Genomic DNA, 17301 nt, shown 5'->3' on the forward strand with positions numbered 1-17301 from the left:
CGTAATAGCGCCAGTGCATACGCATATATAATGAATTAAAAAAAGAAGCGTCCTAAATTTTTATTAGGAAGAATTATCGTCATTCTTATCTGCCAGGCGAAGCTCATCTAGGTCACTGAGCACTACATGTGTCCACTGCTAGAGATTTAATGAGTTGTCTTTCTCGTACATAGATTCAATAATAAAAATCAATCGCTCCTTGGCTAATTAATAAATCGATTTCATGTTCTTTGGAATATGAAAAATCTAGATGAAGTGCAGTATGTAACGAAATATAGGAATTCATCAACGTAGTCCACTTAATCATGACGCGAGCTTCTCTTTATTCTAAATGAACCTTTAGATGAACGACACTCGATAAAAATATCCCATCCAAGGTTTCATCATATCTATAAAACATCGCACAATGCACCATCAATCAAGCGTCGGCAAAACGAAGAATCGCTTCTTTTCTTTAAATGTCAGAACCTCCTCATGACTCTCACCGCTTGCTTTCCACAAAATACGGAGCGTATAGTCACTATCTGAATTCGGTTCAGATCCTAAAAATACAAATTCGTAGTAACTATTTTGCCGCATGTCAATTGGCTCACTTAAAAAGTCTCCAGTCAGTTGAGTGTCATTTTCATAAAAAGACAAGTCGACAATCTCTCCGTCCAATTCGTCCCACGTCAATTCGCCCGCCCATGTCTCCTTTAAAGAATGTGACACGGTATAAATTGCGTTAAACTTTTCATCTTCAGAACTCGCAACGAGCTTTGGCGGGAGTGTCAGTGAAAAGCCCACCCATATCACTAAAAAGAGGCCAATCATTCCTAGTTCAACTTTCAGTTTCTTCACTCCGTCTCCTCCTTTTAACTGATTACCTTTATTCCGTTCGGTAGTCACTTTCCACATTCCTTTTTATCCGGCAAAAAAGCCAAGTCGCATGAGCGGCTTGGCATGTACGTGAAACGTTTAGTCTTCAAAGAACCACTTCTTGCGCGGTTCCACTTTCAAATTGTCGCTATGCTTCTTCATCTCGGTGATGAGGTAGCGTTCGAGTTCGTTCATCGCCTTGACCCAGTTCGTCATCGCCGCGACGAGCGGGACGACGGTCAAGATGAGTTCTTCCTCTTCGTCGCGCATCTTCTCGATCATCAGCTTGGCGAAGTCGAAGTTCTCATGGATCAAGTCTTCCTCGCGGTCGATGATGTGTTCGTTCTCGAGCTCATATGCCGAGAACAAACGCTCATGCCGACGCAGCAAGTGCCGCATATGGCGCAACAGTTCTTCCTCGAGTTGTGGCGGCAGATGTTCGACCGTCAAATAATCGTCGTACAACTTGTCGAGCACGTGGATGGCGGCACTGTTCGTGTCGATCATCTTCGACTTGAGGACGGCCCGACGGTAGATCGGCGTCTTCTTCTCGAGCCAGCGGTTGGCTTTGATCTCTTCTTCGAAGTAATCATACGTCGTCTTCGAACCGCGATGTTTCTTTTTCGTCTCGTCGAGCGATTCGAACGACGAGCGGCCGCCTTCCGTCTCGGAGAACAAGCGGGCAATCCGGACCGCCATTTGAAAGACGGTCGTGATCTCGTCTTCGAGCTTCCGTTCATAGCGCGGTGGGAACAACAACGCGTTGACGAGCAGCGCGACGGTGATCCCCATCATGATGAGCAAGTAACGTTCGCCGGCGAACATAAAGATCGACAGGTCGGACTGGCTCGCCCCTTCCATGATCAAGATCGTCGTCAAGATGACGGTCCGCGTCGTCGACTCGAGGTTCAAGAAGAGCAGGATCGAGATGGCGATGATGATGACGACGCCGATCGCGATCGGTGTCGGGTTCGGTGTCAGCATCAACGAGAACACGGCCAGTAAGGCGCCGATCAAGTTCCCTTTCATCTCCTCTAAAAGCCGGACACCCGTCTGATACACCGACGGCAGCAAGGCGAGCGAGGCCGCGAGTGCAGGGACGACGATTTGTTCAAATTGAAACGCTTCGGCAATAAGTAACACCAGGGCGACAGAAATCCCAGTTTTGATCGTTCTAGCTCCAAATCTCATGCGTTCTCGACACCGGAGTGTCTTCCCCCTTTGTACACGTCATGCAATTTTTTTAGCCGACTTCGGCGTGCGTGAAACATTTGCCCTTCGAACCGGTCGAAGTCAGGTCATTTTGCCCGATTCGAGAGCGCTTCCGTGGTATGATGGCGTTGGATATTTTCTTTAATCTTGATGGGGAGGGGTTTACTTGTCAACCATTGCTTTATTTGGAGGAAGCGGCCGCACGGGGATGCGGATGCTTGAACGATTACTGGAGGACGGACATCACGTCCGCCTATTAACGAGACGACCGCTTCAACCGAGGGACGGTCTTGACGTCATCATCGGCGACGCCACCGACCAGGAAGCCGTCATTGAAACGATACAACGTGCTGACGTCGTCATGTCAGCGCTCGGCACCGACAAACAAAACGTCTTGTCGCGCTTCACCCCGCTCGTCATCGCGGCGATGCAACAGGCAGGACTCAAACGCATCTTGATCGTCGGAACAGCCGGCATTTTACGGGCACACGACTCGGACAACTATCGCTTCGAGACGCGTGAGTCGAAACGGTCGATGACGACCGCAGCCGAAGACCACGCCCGAGCCTATGAGCTGTTCGAAGCCTCCGACCTCGACTACACGATCGTCTGTCCGACGCAATTGATCGAAGGCGAATCTGTCGGTGAGATCGTCATCACGGCCGACGTGTTGGGCACGTTGAACTCAGGACCGATCGCACGGGATGACGTCGCCGAGCTCATGCTTCGCGCCTGGAAAGACAGAACATTCATCAGACACCGCGTCGGGATCACGACGGAATCATGATTAGGGGATGGGGATTATGAGCGAACAACGCATGCGCCTGGCGCAATTGACCGACGTATTTGAAACAGAAGACGAGACCGAGTCGGCCCGGCTCGCCCGGACCGCACTCCGGAAAGTGACGCGTGACGAGATTTGGATTGCCGTCTGCGGTCACTTCTCGGCCGGTAAATCGACGCTGCTCAACAACTGGCTCGGCGACGGGGTATTGCCGACGAGCCCGATTCCGACGAGCGCGAACATCGTCACGCTCCGTAATGGTGACGCAAGTGCCTCGGTCGCCGTCAATGACACGGACTGGATCCGACTCGGGACCGACGAGCTCGAACATTTGGGCGACTACTGCAAAATCGAAGAGATCAAAGAAGTCGAATACGCGCTACCGCGCTTCCCGTTCGGAAGTGATGTCGTCTTGATGGACACACCAGGTATCGACTCGACCGATGAGCGTCACCGCCAAGCGACGGAACGGTCGCTCTTCCTCGCCGACCATTTGTTCTTCATGATGGACTACAATCACGTCCAATCAGAACAGAACATCCAGTTGATGAAACAGTTCAGCGCCGAAGCCCGCCCCTACTCGATCATCATCAATCAGATCGACAAGCACGATGAGACGGAACTTCCGTTTGATGCGTTCAAACGCTCGCTCGAGACGGCGTTTATGCGTCATACCATCAATCCGGACGATATGTTCTACATCTCGCTCCGCGAGCTCGACCACCCGGAGAACGAGGTCGTCCGGCTCCGGACCCACGTCCAAGCCGTCATCGAGACGGTCCGAGAGCAGAGTGAGGCGCGAGCAAATCTCCTCGTCGACACGTTGCTCGACCGGTCTGTACGGTCAATCGAGACAGCGCTCGAACAGCTTCCAGTCGTCGAGAAGCAGACGGCGGAGATCCAATCCCGGCTCCAGCGACTCGAGAAGAAATCGACGTGGCTGCAGTCGTTCCGTCGTGAGTTCTTTAAACACCAGTCCCCGATCGTCGCCAGTGCGCCGATCATGAACTATGAGTTCCGTGAACTGTTGCGGGATTATCTGGAGAGTTGTGCACCTGAGTTCAAAGTCGGCCTGTTCTTCTCAAAAGAAAAGACGCGCCAGGAACGCATGCGGCGTGAAGACGTCGCCGCCAAAGAGTTCAACCGATTGATTGATACGAACTTGCGGCCCCACTTGATCAAATACGCCGAGGACATCGTCCGTGACTTGAAACTGCCAGAAGCGATCTTGTCTCGTCCCGACACATTGCCGTCCGCACCGAAGACGCTCATCAGCGAGCAAGTGAAGTCCGGGGCGTCACTCAGTGGCGAAACGGTCCTCCAGTTCAGCCGTGACATCGAGTCGGCCCTCGCCGCTTGGGTGACGAAAGTGTCCGACCCGTGGGTCGCCTCGGTCGAGACGTATCTCGAGGCTGAAGGAAAAAACCGGATCGACCAAATCAAGGCCGAGCAAGCCGACTTAAATGACATGCTCGATACGCTGGCGCTTCAACGCCGGCTTACTGAAAAGCAAGCGCTGCTCTCTACTTACGCCACACGTGACATCTCGGAAGAACGGTTGGGCGACCTCGAGACCCGCCATTACGTAGAGGCCGACCAGTTACCGAAAAAACAAGTCGAACACCAGCAACAAGAAGTTGCGTCGACCTCGCTTTTGGTGGATGATATTACTGCTTTTTCCTTTGATTTTTCTTATGAACATGCGGTATGTGAAATATTAGAACGTCATCCGTTATTTAAGTCACGCGTGAAGTCGTTGCGTCTCAAGTTGGCCCGGGCCGAGTCCGAGCGTTACACGCTCGCCATCTTTGGTGCGTTCTCGTCCGGAAAGTCGTCGACGCTGAACGCGTTGCTCGGCGAGACGGTGCTCCCGACGTCGCCGAACCCACTGACGGCCTCGATCACAAAGATCGTGCCCCCGAACGGTCAAGCCCATAAGAGCGCCTCGATCACGTTCAAGACACGGGACGAGCTCGAGGCGGAACTGAACGGCTACGGCGCTTCGCTTGAAGCGCTCAGCATCGACCACCCGTTCGTCAACGCCGTCAAGAACGCTCCCCTGTCCTATCTCGGCAGTGAGCAGTCGGTCGACTACGACACGTTCTGCTCGTTCGTCACCGAGGAAGAGAAGAGTTGCATCGTCAAGGAGATCGAGCTATATGTCGACTCCCCTTGGGCCGAGCGCGGTATCATCTTCGTCGACACGCCGGGCGCCGACTCCCAGTTCAACCGCCACAGCGAGGTACAGTTCGGCTATATGCGCGACGCCGACGCCGTCCTGTTCGTGACGTACTACAACCACGCCTTCACCGAGGCCGACCGCGAGCTCGTCATCCAGCTCGGGCGGGTCCAAGGGACGGGCGGCCATGACATGTTCTTCCTCGTCAACGCGTCCGATTTGGCGGCCGATGACGCGGAACGCGATGCCGTGACCGATTACGTGTCGAACCAGTTGACGAAGCTCGGCGTGCGCAACCCGACCGTCCTGCCGATCTCAAGCCGGAACGCCATCCAAGGCAGAGACAATGGTTTCGACCGCTTCTCGGCCAAGCTCGAGCAGTTCGTCGACCATGACCTGCGCCAAGCGAACGCCATCCGCATTAAAGACGAGTCGAGCGCTCTCGTCGCCGCGTTCGAGGACGTCTTACGCGAAGCCGAAGCCGATGCGACTGTTAAAGAAACACATCGCACACAACTCGAACAGTTGCGTGAGTCCGACAACCGATTAGACGTCACGACGCTCGTCGACCCGTTCACGCGCGAAGTGAACGAACTGCTCGCCCACCTCGAGACGCGCTCCCTCTTCCGGCTCTCGGACTTCGTCAAAGAGACGTTCCACCCGGTCGAAGTCGACGGCTCGAAGGCGAGTCTCGAGCGCGCCCTGACGCGTACGCTCGACAAGTACGCCTACGACATCCACCAAGAGCTGCAAGTCTTCCAATATCGGCTCGAGCGTTTCTTGAATCAAGAGACAGACCGATTGATCGAGCGTGAGACGCTCAAACTGCGCCCCGTCTTGCCGACGTTATCGTACGAAGAAGGCATCGACATCAACTGGCTCCGCGACGCCGTCGACCCAGTCTCGTTCGAGGCGGACCCGTTCCGTCCCGTGTTGAAGCATTATAAGAACGCGAACCAGTTCTTCGAAGGCGACGGCCGGACGAAGCTGCGCGACGACTTGAGCGCGCGCTTGAAAGCCGCCGTCCGGGAACAGCTCGAAGCAGTCGGGACACGTCAAGCCGAACGGACCGCTTCGCACTTACAATTGCTCGAGACGACGCTCAGCACTGCTTGGAACCGTGAAGTGAACGACCTCGTCGCCGGTGAGCTGAGCGTACTGACGGACGGACAGTCGTTCGATGACATGAAACAGCGCCTCGATGCGCTCAGAAAGGATTGAACGCATGGGTTCATTACTGCTCGTCGGCCTGATCCCGGCCGTCATCATGACGGTCGCACTCGGGTTGTTTATCCGCCATTTGTATCTCAATAAAGAATCATAAAACAAGCCTCGAGCGCGCGCTCGAGGCTTGTTTTTATACATCTGCCGGATAACGGACGTCGATGCGGCGCCGGATATCGGTCATGACGTCAGCAAGCAACTGCATGTCGTCAAATGAGTGGATCTCGGTCTCCCTCTCGCCTGCTAGAATCATAAGCACGAACGCTTCAATCTCGTACTTCATGTGTGTCGTCTGTTCCGTGGCGAGTTCCTCGGTCGTCCCGTCGCGCCCGACGAACGTCAAGCGGTCGAGTGAGGCGATATCGTCGATGACGATACGCCCCGCTTCCCCGATGATTTCGGACGGTGCGTCCGTGCCGTGAATCTTCGAATGAAGCACGATGATGTCCATGCCGTCATACGACAAGATGGCCGAACCACTCCCGTCGACGCCCGACTCGAGTTTGACGGCGTTCGCTTGCACGGCGTCCGGTCGACCGAACAGTTTCAAGGCGGGACCGAGGCAATAGACGCCGAGGTCCATCAGCGAACCATTAGAGAAAGCGGGATTGAACGTATTCGGGTTGTCCCCGCGCTTATACAAGTCGTAGCGCGACGAGTATTGCGATTTGTTCAAGATGACACGCCGGACGGGACCGATGCGAGGCAGCGCTTGACGCAATATTTGGAAGTTCGGCATGAACATGTTGCGGAGTGCCTCAAGGAGGACGATGTCGTGCTCGCGCGCCGTCTCGAGCATCAGTTTGACCTCGTCGACGTTCGAGGCGAACGGTTTCTCACAGAGGACGTGCTTGCCGTGCCGCATGAACAGGATACTCTGCTCGGCATGGAGCGAGTTCGGACTTGCGATATAGACCGCGTCGATGACGTCGCTCATCGCCATATCGTCAAGCGATGTGAACGTATGGACGATCCCATACTCGTTTGCGAACTCGGTCGCCCGCTCCGCTGTCCGTGAATAGACGGCCGCAACGGTCGCACCTTCGACTTCGTGGACGGCTTCTAAAAATGAATGGGTGATAAAGTTCGTGCCGATGATACCGAATCGAATCATAAGGATGTACCTCGTTTCTTTAGTGGATGATAATTTTATGTAGGATGATTTCGTCATGGAGCGGGATGCCGTGCTCGCCGATCATTGGAATCGACGATTTTTGTAGGCGGGCCTCATCAACCGCACCAGGGATGATTCGTTCGAGGCGCCAACCCCGCTTTTGATAAAAAGCAAGCGCCTTCAGGTTGTCGTTCGTCGTGATGAGCGACATACGCTTGAGTCGATGAAGCCGGGCCAAGCGCTCCACTTCATCGAGTAGTGACGACCCGATGCCGCGGTTTTCTCGTAAACTATCGAGCGAGATGATTTCAAGTTCCTCTTCTCTAATGACATACGTGATCAGCCCGATGATTGTCGCTTCTTCCATCGCGACGAAACCGTCGAGCGTAGCGCAGTCATACGTCCCGGTCGAGATGACCATTTGAGGTTATCCCCACTCAGCGATAAAGACGTCACGCACCGGCTCACGCAGCGTCGGAATAATAGGTCGAATCATTGTCACTCCGCCCCCTGAACGGAAGGCTGCTTCGGTGCGCTCGCTTCCGTATAGATCCGAAATTGTTTGAACTGATCGTCGTAAATGAGTCGAATCGCCCAAGCAAAGCCTTTCACGTATAATTTATAAAACCATGATGATGGGATGAGTGTGAGGCGAATTATTACGTCCGTCCCATTCGGGGTCTCGGTCAGCACATAAGTAAACGTCGATATTCCCTGATTCGTCATCGCTAGCACTTCACACTCATAAGGGCGATTCACATACGTCAATTCGGATTCGACCCGAATCTCTTTCTTCTCGAACTGTTGGACCGAGATGAACCGTTTCCCCGTCACGAGTGACGCGTCCCCATCCTCATAAATGTTTTCAATCAAATGGTCGTTCCATTTGACGATATGTTCATCTTCTGCGAGGCAGGAGAAAACATGGTCGATTGGTGCGTCAATTGTCATGTGGTATGTAGCTACTTCAAGTTGTTTCAAATCAAACCCTCCTTCATCGGTATAGACGCCCATTCTTCTTCTCATTGAAGCATTGGTTTTAGCGCATTGTCCATACAGTTTTCAAAAAAAGTCCGGTTCGGATAAGCATTGTCCATGTCGCTTGATGAATGGATTGTTCTCCGTTTACCGAACGAAATACACATAGGTCGTCTCGATTCAATCGGCTCTCCTGTTCGTGAATTTTGCAGTGAAACCTTTTATTCAATAATCCGTAAAAGGAAACTATACATTATGTTTGATAGGGAGTGAGATGTTAACATGATCGAACTATTAATCGTCGGAACAACGCATCTGAACATGCCGAACAACGGTGATGTGATCATGCCGGGGACGACCGATATTCTTGGCGCAAAACGTCAACAAGAGATCGACGACTTTATCCGTGTACTAGCTCGGTTCGAGCCGACCACCGTCTGTCTCGAAGTCGCGAAAACTGATCAGCATTCGTTTAATCAACGTTATCAAGCGTATGTGGCAGATCCGCTCGCTGCAACTGAAGATGAACGTGAACAAATTGGATTCCGGCTCGCCAAGACGTGCGGCTTACCTTTCGTTCGAGCCGTTGATTGGAACGAGACGGTCGACGGTGTCAGCCTCGGTGACGTGATAGACACGCATCCGGTCGAGATGCAGGCGATTATCGCAACACAACGCGCACTCATGCAAAACGTGGAGACTGTTTTCCATCAACATTCAATCAACGATTTCTATACCTACATCAATCAAGAAGAGGTTACACGTTTCATGCATCAAGCTTATATGGACATCGCCGCCACTGGTCCGACTGGTGCACACTGGGTCGAATCCTATTGGAATTACCGAAATCATCGAATCTATGACCACGTGACACGTGATGCTAAAACAGGAGACCGCATCGTGATGTTATACGGATTGGCGCACGTCCACCTGTTGCGGCATCTTTTTGAAGCGAACGAACGCTATACTGTTCATACGCTCAGTCAAGTCCTCGGCTAAGCTTTCTACCGTTCTCCTCGGTGAATGGCCTGGGCAAGCTCTCCGCTTCTCTCCTTTGGGATGTCTTGAAGCCTTTCGACGGCAAGCGGATGGTTGTGTTTATGCGTGAAGCGACTTATCATCGTATCCACTTTTTTTGAAATATATGAACGTTTACGGTATGTGAAATATCATAAACTTATATCGTTTTCTATATAATCGATGATTGCCTCAGGATGGACTCCACCCCTTCCAAATCAATCGACCAGTCCGCATAACAATTCAAACGGCAACTCAATCAGAGGATAGCTCACCCATTCTTCCACTTGGCATGCGAGTGGAAGCTCACGCGTTGAAATAACAACAACCCGTCACGTCAATTCGTGTTCGCCCGGATGATGTCGTCCCATGTCTTGTTGAAAAACCGCTCGTCTTTAATCGGGTAAAAGTACCATTCATACACAAACGAACGTGACATCCGTCCCTTCGATTTGAAGAAAACCGGCACCTTCGTTATCGTGGGCGCCTCGTAGTTTTCCTGAAAGCTGTCCACATTCGACCGCTTTCTCCCGCAGACCGAACGCCCAGCGATACAGTACGCCCTCTTTCACGAAATACGCGGTCTCGCCCTCAATCGTCATCGCCTCGCTGTCATGGAGCATCTTCGGCGTCCGGTATGTGACGAGTCGACCGTCACGATGGAGATGAATCAAGGCATACCAAATGGACGGACAAAGCCACACGCCAGAGGCAGTCGTGATCATCAACTCACAGTCGACGATAATCGGGGCTTTACGCGTGTCGTGGTTATAGCGAAACAAGACGTACCCGCTTCTTGAGAAACAGACGAGCGCCTCGGTCGATATCCCCTCGCCAAAGATTCCCTCATCTCCATAGCCGACCCAAATACCCGACTCATCGACGACGATGGACGCGATAAACGTACCGGCGTGAAAACTTGTCTCGATGGAACCGTCCGCTCGAACGACCCAGGCGTTTGGTCGCAAGTTATCGCGTGTGAAGTCGACAAGCACAAATGTGGTTTCATCCATCACGCGAATGAACGGATCTGTCAATGCGAGTGCGAGTTTTATTTCTTCGCCTCGCCACGTCACGATGGCAGCGTCGTCTGCTTGATGCAGCGTGATGAGTGTCCCGCCCCACAAGTCGGCATCAAGTAACCGGTTATGTGATCCGCTCATCGTCATCGCGTTTCACTCCTTTTTGTTTGGCTGACTTAAACCATTTTTTCAGCAACTGAATCCCAATCCATAAAATGACAATGATCCAGGCAGCCTCACAGGCACTCGTGAATAGGATGAAAGCCAATCGCCAGACGTCTTCAAGCTCACGAAAACCAAACTGTGGAATCTCCCAACTGATAAAAATTTGATAATAACCGACCAGCCCAAAAACAAACGGAAACATCGACCAGAAAAACGGATTTATTCGCTTAGGCAAATGCAGCTCCACGTGATTCCCTCCGATTTGAAGTGACTCCCATCAAGATTCGTTCGAAATGTTGCACATCTTCGCCCGATGGTTCTTTCAATAAAGCAAACCTCAATTCGTATCTTAACCGATAAGTTCTTGGAATAAGATAGTTACCGCATATTTCACCCCTGCTCTAAATATTTGATGGATGAATGAACGCATCAACGAACCAATAATAAATTTGTTTATACTTTTAACCTATCATATAATTTATGTAATCATTATCTAAAATTTGGTTTAACGGGAGTCGTGTTATGCGAACAAGATTGATAGGAATTATCTCGTTTTTAGCCTGGAACTGCATTTTAAATACATCTTATTTCAAAGTTGAAGTGAAACTTATTGAAAGGGATAGTGCACTCCTTGATTTGGTAGCTTTTGATCATCTTCTCTTCTTACCATTCATGATGACCTTGGCGATTGCGCCTGTATGTAGCGTAATCATCTCTGAATACACGATTCGCTACTTCAAAAAGAACGACAACCCTCGCCTTTATTTAACTCTTATGTTGATTTATATCGTTATCATCATACATACGTTTTTCACCGTGCGCTCATTCTTGCAATAGATAAACGATATGACTTTATACTTGGTACGATTAACGCTCTAAGCACTATTTCTCAAGTGACTGACTAGACATCAAATAAAAGCAATGAATCCATCCGGTTTCATCAGGTCCCTTCCATGAGTCACTACATGGACAGTAAGAATCCATAGCGGTGGAGAATTTTGAGAATATCAATGAATTAAAAAACTGAGGCAAACTACCTCAGCTGAAATTAATCATAAAATCGCTTCCGCTATTAAACGATCAAATTTTCGAATATCCACTTTTTTGTTTAAATTGATTTTGATTGTACCCGCTTTTGTAAAAAGCTGAACCTCTGAGTTTAAATCAAACATTCCACCAGCATTTTCTGTCGAGTACATATTAATCGAATGATATGGAAGTGAATAAATTTCCACTTTCTTTCCGCTAAGCCCTTGTGCGTCACGTAAAATAAGTCGTTTGTTTGTGAAAATTGCAACATCACGAATAGTTTTATAAGCTGCGACCGGGTTTTCTCCTGAAATAAGTAAATCCGAAACATCTTGTGGGACTTCACACTCAGAATTAAAAGTCCAAGTTAATTGCGTTAAAGAGTTAGACATATAAAGTTCTCCTTTTTCTTGATTTTTATAGCATTAACTATATTTTACAATTTAATTTATCCATACTCAAGAAGTTATCGAACAAACAATCGAACGATCGCTAACTATAAAGTCAGTACTTAAGTTCTCATCATATTTCGAAATTATCGAAATTATCGAAGGTATCGTAGCCACCAACCGAGCTCTTCTTCCCCATACAGATACACACCGGGCTCCGTTTGAAAATCGACTCCGTGCAAAAACGCCAATCCGGCCATCACGCGCGCATCAAGGTGCATGTCTTCCGTCCGCCATAATGCATGTGCGGCCAAGTCGGAGACGTTTTCTAACGTCAGCGCGCCTGTACGGACAGCGGATAACCAATCGACAAGATCCTCTCGTAAAGGTGGGATTCGGCGCCTCGGGAGCTCGTCTGGCGTCAACTCGCCACGGTTCACCTGCTTGAAGAGCTCGATCAGCCGGTGATTCGTCGGCACAATGTCGAGCACCATCTCAATCGGCGTCCGAATCGACTTGATTTGATCAGTCGTCTCATTCCATAAAGAGAGCGTCTCATCCCGTCCATAGACGAGCCAGTCACCAGAAGCGTCATATCCGAGTCGTTGCCCGAGCCGAGAGAACGTAAGACGCGAAGCATCCTCGAAAGTGAGCAGCGTCGCATGAAACCGCTCACCCGAAAATGTCGTAATGCTGACGGGACGCTCTTCGGTCAGGAGTGATTTCAGCACGTCTTCACATGTCATGGTGAGTCGCCATCGGCTGAACGTAGCCAATCTTCAAACGAAGGCACGATTTGTTCGACACGTTCACCTGTCTCATGGTCGACAATGACGACTTCGTTCGTCTTCAAGTCGACACAGACGAGGTCACCGAGGAAGTCTTCATACCCGATGATGGGGAGATGGTTTGGCCACGGTTCTTCCTCGTCGAAGCGATCGCGTTCATTTAAAAATGCGAAACGCTTTAGCCCTTCTGTATCCTCAAGTTTAATTTCTATCTCGGAAGTCGGCAACAGCGCCATCAACTGTTCTTTCGTCATACTCATTCTCCTCTCCAACTTTCTCTAGTTTATCGCAATAATGATACCTAGTTATATACATGAAATGAGAAATTGCATTGACACCAACCTCATTAAGTGTAAAATTACACTTGTAACTAATTGTAAATAAAACACCTGGAAAAGGGTTAATGCTTTCAAGCAAAGAGGTGCTCGATGAACAAATCGGATTTCATCCAACTCGTATCGAAACAAGTAAAAACGGTTCGTCTTGAACGACAATATTCTCAAGAAGAGATGGCTGACATCTTAGGCTTATCCAAAAAGACGCTCATTCAAATCGAAAAAGAGCGGACCATCGCCAACTGGAGCACGGTCGTCACATTGTGCGCCCTGTTTAATGATAGCGAGATTCTTTTGAGCGAAATCGGGGACGACCCAGTCGAGTTCGTCAGACTGATCGCCAAAGACGTCTCGTACGAACCGAAGTCAAAGACACTCGGTGGTCGTGTCTGGTGGAAGCAAACCGCAACAGAAGGAGATTATGTGTTGCAACAAAACTTGATCAGCGGCCATTACCGGATTTTAGATCGTCAAAACGTCCGGTGGCACAGCTCGTTCGACGTAGAAGAAGCCACACTCGTGTTGGTCAAACTAGCGCAAGACGCATGAAAGGAGTCAGATCGTGAAAACTAATAAAAGATGCATCGTGACGTTGTCAGTCGTGTATGTCATCGCGTTGATCGTGAACATTATCCCGTCGGCCACCTTCCCCGACGCAACGATTCGTCCCCTGCATGCAGCAGCCTCGGTCGCGCTCCTGTTCTGTCTACTAGGAACTTGTTTATTACGAAACCAGGTTGCCAAGCTATATATCACGGCACTCCTGTTCGCGAGTGTCACCGTTTTTACATTGAACAGCTTCGAGACATATATGCGTGACATCCTTCTTTTGGACGCTTTATTTTCAATCCAATATCCGCTCTACATTCTATTCGTGTCTCCGTTGTTCGGCCTCAACTTCTTTTTGAACGTTGGAGCGGAATACGTCGCGTTGATCACTTTCTTCATCGCGATTCTGTTACTCATCATCCACGAGGTCGCGATCACGGCTTCACGCGAACGGCTATGACAAAAGCGCAACTCATCGGATCTTCAAGCCTGCTGATTGCCATTCCCTACTTTCTACTCGCTCCGAACTGGACGCATGCTGGATTCGTCTGGATAGGCGGTACAGCCACCTTGCTCATCATTTCGGCCATCGGTTTCAGCTTTCACATATGTCACAGTCGAAAGTGGACGCGACGACAAGGCATTACTTTCGGGATCGGCTTGCTCACAGCCTATGCTCTCGCGTTTCTATTTCTATTATGGCGAGTCGTCGCATACAACATGAACACGATTTAGGAGGCTACTTATGAAGTTTTACATCGGGTCCGGTTTTTATAACATCAATCACGTCCGGCAATTGCGGGACCATTTCATCGAACAAGGCCACACCCATACATACGATTGGACCATGAATGAACGAGCAGCGACAATCGAGGACTTGCGAGACATCGGCGCCAAAGAATACGAAGCGATTCGTACATCTGATTTTGTCGTCATCTTGCTACCGGCCGGGAAGAGCAGCCACGTCGAACTCGGGATCGCCCTCGGCGCGGACGTACCACTGTTCATCCATGACGCAGCAAATCGTTTCGATGACTTCGAGACGACGAGCACGTTTTATCATCTCCCCCACGTCATCAAGTTGACGGGACCGCTCGAGGACATTCCTTCATGTATCGCTGCCCATTACGTAACGTCATATGTAAAGCAGGATAGTTTATGATGTTCCCGATTTATTTAGTCACAGGGTTTGTCATTTTGGTTCTGGTCGCAACTGCTACCACCATTTATATCAAAGTGTACAAACGACGTCGAACTAACACTGTACAATCAAATCCAGGCCAAGGTGCCGCCATCGCACCGCCTGATAAACTTGCGATTGTCTTATTCATCGTCACTATAGTCGTGAGCGTCTTGATCAGTTATGTTGCAGGATACACCGACGCCTACAAAGCGTATGAACAAGATGTCTGGGTCCTTTCACCGTCTGACATTGAAACATTTTATGCAGAAGTACGAGAAGTGGAAGACGATGCCATTGAAGTGCAAAAGATGTCGTTCGATGACGCAACTGATCAAGGCGCGCTTCGATATGAGATTGTGGAAGAACAGGTGAGCATCTATCGACAGGATAAAATCATCCAACTCTCTGACTTGTCTGAAGAGGATTTAATCTCAGTCATCCTGATGAAAGATCGATCGGGGATGACGAGCGTATTTAAAATCGAATTACTTAACGCCAAAAATTGATCCTTCTAAATAGAAGAGTCGTAATCCAATAAAACCGGCTGATTGAGAAAAAACTCTCACTAGCCGGTTTTTATTTGAATCTAAAATCATATTGAATAAGTCCTTATTCAATATGTCTACTCGTTTTCAGCCGAGACAAACATTCCTCTACGACCGAAATAATGACGTCTGGACAATCTAAATGGATTGCGTGCGACGCTTGCTCCGCAATCACAAGTCGGCTATCCGCCGAGAGAATCGTTTGCTAAATGCCCCAGCTATAAGTTATAGATTTCAAGTTTATTTTGAAATCGCTCATACGTATCCAAAATGATTTGAACATCTTCTTGGTAGAGATGACTGATTGTATGCATTGAATCAATCGACACCCACTGCACAGCTGAAATATCTTGATCAATCTGGCTCGACGCCAACGTATCTGTAAGTGCCACAAGATAATAGTGAGTTTGAATGTACTGTCCGCCGTGATACTAACGTATGATCATATAAGCTGTCGTCAAATTTATTTAAAAAGTATTGGGATGAATTCAGACACCAATTCTGTTGCTTAGTCTATAATCAATAGTTTAGTCTATACTATTACTAGATAAACGAGGAATTTCCGTAAACATGGGACAACACGAACTCAGAAAGAGGAATGATCATGAATCAATGGACTCAAGAATCAATTAAACTATTCGGGCTCATCTCTTGCCTCATCATCGGCACCATCCTATACGTGTCTCTACTCTTGATGAGTGACGTTGGAGTCATCGGGTTAGTCATTTTACCAATCATCGTCATTGCCTCGCTCGCCTTTGGGATGCGGGCAGGATTGACGTTTTCTGTCGCCTTGCTGGCATTCTTGTTTGTCTACTTCTTGTGGTTCGCTCCTATCTATCAAGAAGGAGAAGTTCAGTTTTTCAACTGGAAAGGGCTTAGCTATACAGCTCTCCTCCTCACCATGTCTATCGTGTCTGGCCTCATTCATCAACTCGTGAAGAAGGTCCAGTTGTCACGACATGAGCTAGAAGAACGGGCCCGGCAACTGATTGCCGTCGATCCCGAGACGTGGCTCGACAACGCCGAACGGTTTCGGATGGACGTCAACTCAGAACGAGACCGTCTCATCCGCCACGGTGGTTCCTTCGCGGTCTCGTTTATCCAGCTGCACGAGTTCACGCATTTCGAGGAACGTTATGGACGCACCGAATATGAATGGTTTTTGAATTACTTCAGTGACGAACTCCACATGGCAACAAGACGAACCGATCAAAAATATCGGATCGCACACGATACGTTCGCTATCATTTTCCCGTATACATCACCTGAATCTGCACAAGTCGTCCATGATCGCATCCGCCCACTGCTCGAACAATATGAACTGCAGAGCGGCGAACACGTTGGATTGACGTATGAGGATACATTTTATGAAGTGAGTCGAGAGAATTGCAATGCGGTCGTCGAGCAAATCCTCTCTAAAGCATCAGCAACTAGCCTAGACGTATAAGACTATAAGACCTTGAATGATCATCACTGGGTACAAGTGGTCATTCAAGGTTTTTTATATGTAATCGCACGTTCTATTCATTTGAGGTGAATGAATTGCTGTAGATGTTGTTCAAGCTTCGGTTGACCAATAAGAATTTTCATATTGCCACATCCCTAGCTGTATCAAATGACGAATAACTCGTTTTGTTAGTCTACAACTCCTACAATGTGACACAACTTGCTCTCCTGAATCGCCATGATCACGCCCCCGGCAATCTCCTCGTGCGTCAACCAACGTCTTGTGTCAGGCGCGTCAGAATGGATCCAGGCGACGATTACGTCGATTCCTCCTCGCTCGGCAACTGCTTGTCTCACCGACTCCGCCATTTGGATGCTGTCATGGTAATCACCAACGCATGTCTCATCCCCCCCACCCTCTCGATTCATTTCGTCTGACGCTTACGAACAGGAATTGTGCCATTTGAAGGCGAACTGAAAC

Annotated in this window: 20 protein-coding genes; 9 read left to right on the plus strand and 11 right to left on the minus strand. The window is 49.5% G+C overall.

All coding sequences use genetic code 11. The features are described from left to right. Positions 1–414: 414 nt before the first annotated feature. Together BJU60_RS02130 and BJU60_RS02135 are read right to left on the minus strand one after the other, a co-directional pair. Positions 415–840 (minus strand): hypothetical protein, encoded by a 426-nt coding sequence (locus BJU60_RS02130; protein WP_070327269.1) that lies wholly within the window; start codon positions 838–840, stop codon positions 415–417. A gap of 117 nt (positions 841–957) precedes the next feature. Beyond that, complete coding sequence (locus BJU60_RS02135; RefSeq protein WP_070327270.1) at positions 958–2049, minus strand: FUSC family protein; 1092 nt, start codon at positions 2047–2049, stop codon at positions 958–960. Between the two features lie 187 nt (positions 2050–2236). Here BJU60_RS02135 and BJU60_RS02140 point away from each other — a divergent pair, with 187 nt between their 5' ends. Beyond that, on the plus strand, positions 2237–2857 hold the full coding sequence (locus BJU60_RS02140) for an NAD(P)-dependent oxidoreductase (RefSeq protein ID WP_083273951.1): 621 nt from the start codon (positions 2237–2239) through the stop codon (positions 2855–2857). Between the two features lie 16 nt (positions 2858–2873). Beyond that, the gene (locus BJU60_RS02145) at positions 2874–6254 is read left to right on the plus strand and encodes a dynamin family protein (protein WP_254281620.1); all 3381 of its coding nucleotides are present in this window, start codon (positions 2874–2876) and stop codon (positions 6252–6254) included. 136 nt (positions 6255–6390) lie between these two features. Here the strand turns inward: BJU60_RS02145 and BJU60_RS02150 are convergent, their stop codons facing one another. The 3 genes from BJU60_RS02150 to BJU60_RS02160 form a co-directional block, all read right to left on the minus strand. Then, complete coding sequence (locus BJU60_RS02150; RefSeq protein WP_070327273.1) at positions 6391–7371, minus strand: Gfo/Idh/MocA family protein; 981 nt, start codon at positions 7369–7371, stop codon at positions 6391–6393. A gap of 19 nt (positions 7372–7390) precedes the next feature. After that, positions 7391–7792 carry a GNAT family N-acetyltransferase gene (locus BJU60_RS02155; protein WP_254281621.1) on the minus strand — a complete coding sequence of 134 codons (402 nt, stop codon included), beginning with the start codon at positions 7790–7792 and terminating at the stop codon, positions 7391–7393. Positions 7793–7869: 77 nt separating this feature from the next. After that, entirely contained in the window at positions 7870–8352 is a 483-nt protein-coding gene (locus BJU60_RS02160) for an SRPBCC family protein (protein WP_167615650.1), read from the minus strand. Positions 8353–8631: 279 nt separating this feature from the next. Between BJU60_RS02160 and BJU60_RS02165 the strand changes: the two genes are divergently transcribed. Next, positions 8632–9348, plus strand: coding sequence for a DUF5694 domain-containing protein (locus BJU60_RS02165; protein WP_070327275.1), 717 nt, complete (start codon positions 8632–8634; stop codon positions 9346–9348). A 434-nt stretch (positions 9349–9782) separates the two neighbouring features. On the opposite strand, the gene BJU60_RS02170 is transcribed toward BJU60_RS02165, so the two are convergent. From BJU60_RS02170 to BJU60_RS02195, 5 genes are all read right to left on the minus strand, one after another. Next, entirely contained in the window at positions 9783–10535 is a 753-nt protein-coding gene (locus BJU60_RS02170) for a hypothetical protein (protein WP_070327276.1), read from the minus strand. Further along, on the minus strand, positions 10513–10800 hold the full coding sequence (locus BJU60_RS02175) for a hypothetical protein (protein WP_070327277.1): 288 nt from the start codon (positions 10798–10800) through the stop codon (positions 10513–10515). The genes BJU60_RS02170 and BJU60_RS02175 overlap by 23 nt, the downstream gene beginning before the upstream one ends. An 805-nt stretch (positions 10801–11605) precedes the next feature. Further along, complete coding sequence (locus tag BJU60_RS02185; RefSeq protein ID WP_070327279.1) at positions 11606–11974, minus strand: PH domain-containing protein; 369 nt, start codon at positions 11972–11974, stop codon at positions 11606–11608. 152 nt (positions 11975–12126) lie between these two features. Then, positions 12127–12702, minus strand: a complete 576-nt coding sequence (locus BJU60_RS02190) for a hypothetical protein (RefSeq protein WP_141737210.1) — start codon at positions 12700–12702, stop codon at positions 12127–12129. A gap of 11 nt (positions 12703–12713) precedes the next feature. Further along, positions 12714–13013, minus strand: coding sequence for an SMI1/KNR4 family protein (locus tag BJU60_RS02195; protein WP_070327281.1), 300 nt, complete (start codon positions 13011–13013; stop codon positions 12714–12716). A gap of 174 nt (positions 13014–13187) precedes the next feature. On the opposite strand from BJU60_RS02195, the gene BJU60_RS02200 reads away from it, so the two are divergent. The 6 genes from BJU60_RS02200 (at position 13188) to BJU60_RS02225 (ending at position 16821) form a co-directional block, all read left to right on the plus strand. Next, on the plus strand, positions 13188–13643 hold the full coding sequence (locus BJU60_RS02200) for a helix-turn-helix transcriptional regulator (RefSeq protein WP_070327282.1): 456 nt from the start codon (positions 13188–13190) through the stop codon (positions 13641–13643). A 13-nt stretch (positions 13644–13656) separates the two neighbouring features. After that, positions 13657–14103, plus strand: coding sequence for a hypothetical protein (locus tag BJU60_RS02205; RefSeq protein ID WP_141737212.1), 447 nt, complete (start codon positions 13657–13659; stop codon positions 14101–14103). Further along, entirely contained in the window at positions 14100–14378 is a 279-nt protein-coding gene (locus tag BJU60_RS15320) for a hypothetical protein (RefSeq protein ID WP_070327284.1), read from the plus strand. Before BJU60_RS02205 ends, BJU60_RS15320 begins: the two co-directional genes overlap by 4 nt. Before the next feature lie 10 nt (positions 14379–14388). Beyond that, positions 14389–14805 carry a group-specific protein gene (locus BJU60_RS02215; protein WP_070327285.1) on the plus strand — a complete coding sequence of 139 codons (417 nt, stop codon included), beginning with the start codon at positions 14389–14391 and terminating at the stop codon, positions 14803–14805. Next, positions 14802–15332: a hypothetical protein gene (locus BJU60_RS02220; protein WP_070327286.1), complete on the plus strand. Its 531-nt coding sequence runs from the start codon at positions 14802–14804 to the stop codon at positions 15330–15332. Before BJU60_RS02215 ends, BJU60_RS02220 begins: the two co-directional genes overlap by 4 nt. A gap of 643 nt (positions 15333–15975) precedes the next feature. Beyond that, complete coding sequence (locus BJU60_RS02225; protein ID WP_070327287.1) at positions 15976–16821, plus strand: GGDEF domain-containing protein; 846 nt, start codon at positions 15976–15978, stop codon at positions 16819–16821. Between the two features lie 188 nt (positions 16822–17009). Here the strand turns inward: BJU60_RS02225 and BJU60_RS02230 are convergent, their stop codons facing one another. Beyond that, on the minus strand, positions 17010–17249 hold the full coding sequence (locus tag BJU60_RS02230) for a hypothetical protein (protein ID WP_070327288.1): 240 nt from the start codon (positions 17247–17249) through the stop codon (positions 17010–17012). Positions 17250–17301 lie beyond the last annotated feature (52 nt).

The sequence above is a fragment of the Exiguobacterium aurantiacum genome (genome assembly GCF_001766415.1).
GTDB lineage: Bacteria > Bacillota > Bacilli > Exiguobacteriales > Exiguobacteriaceae > Exiguobacterium > Exiguobacterium aurantiacum_A.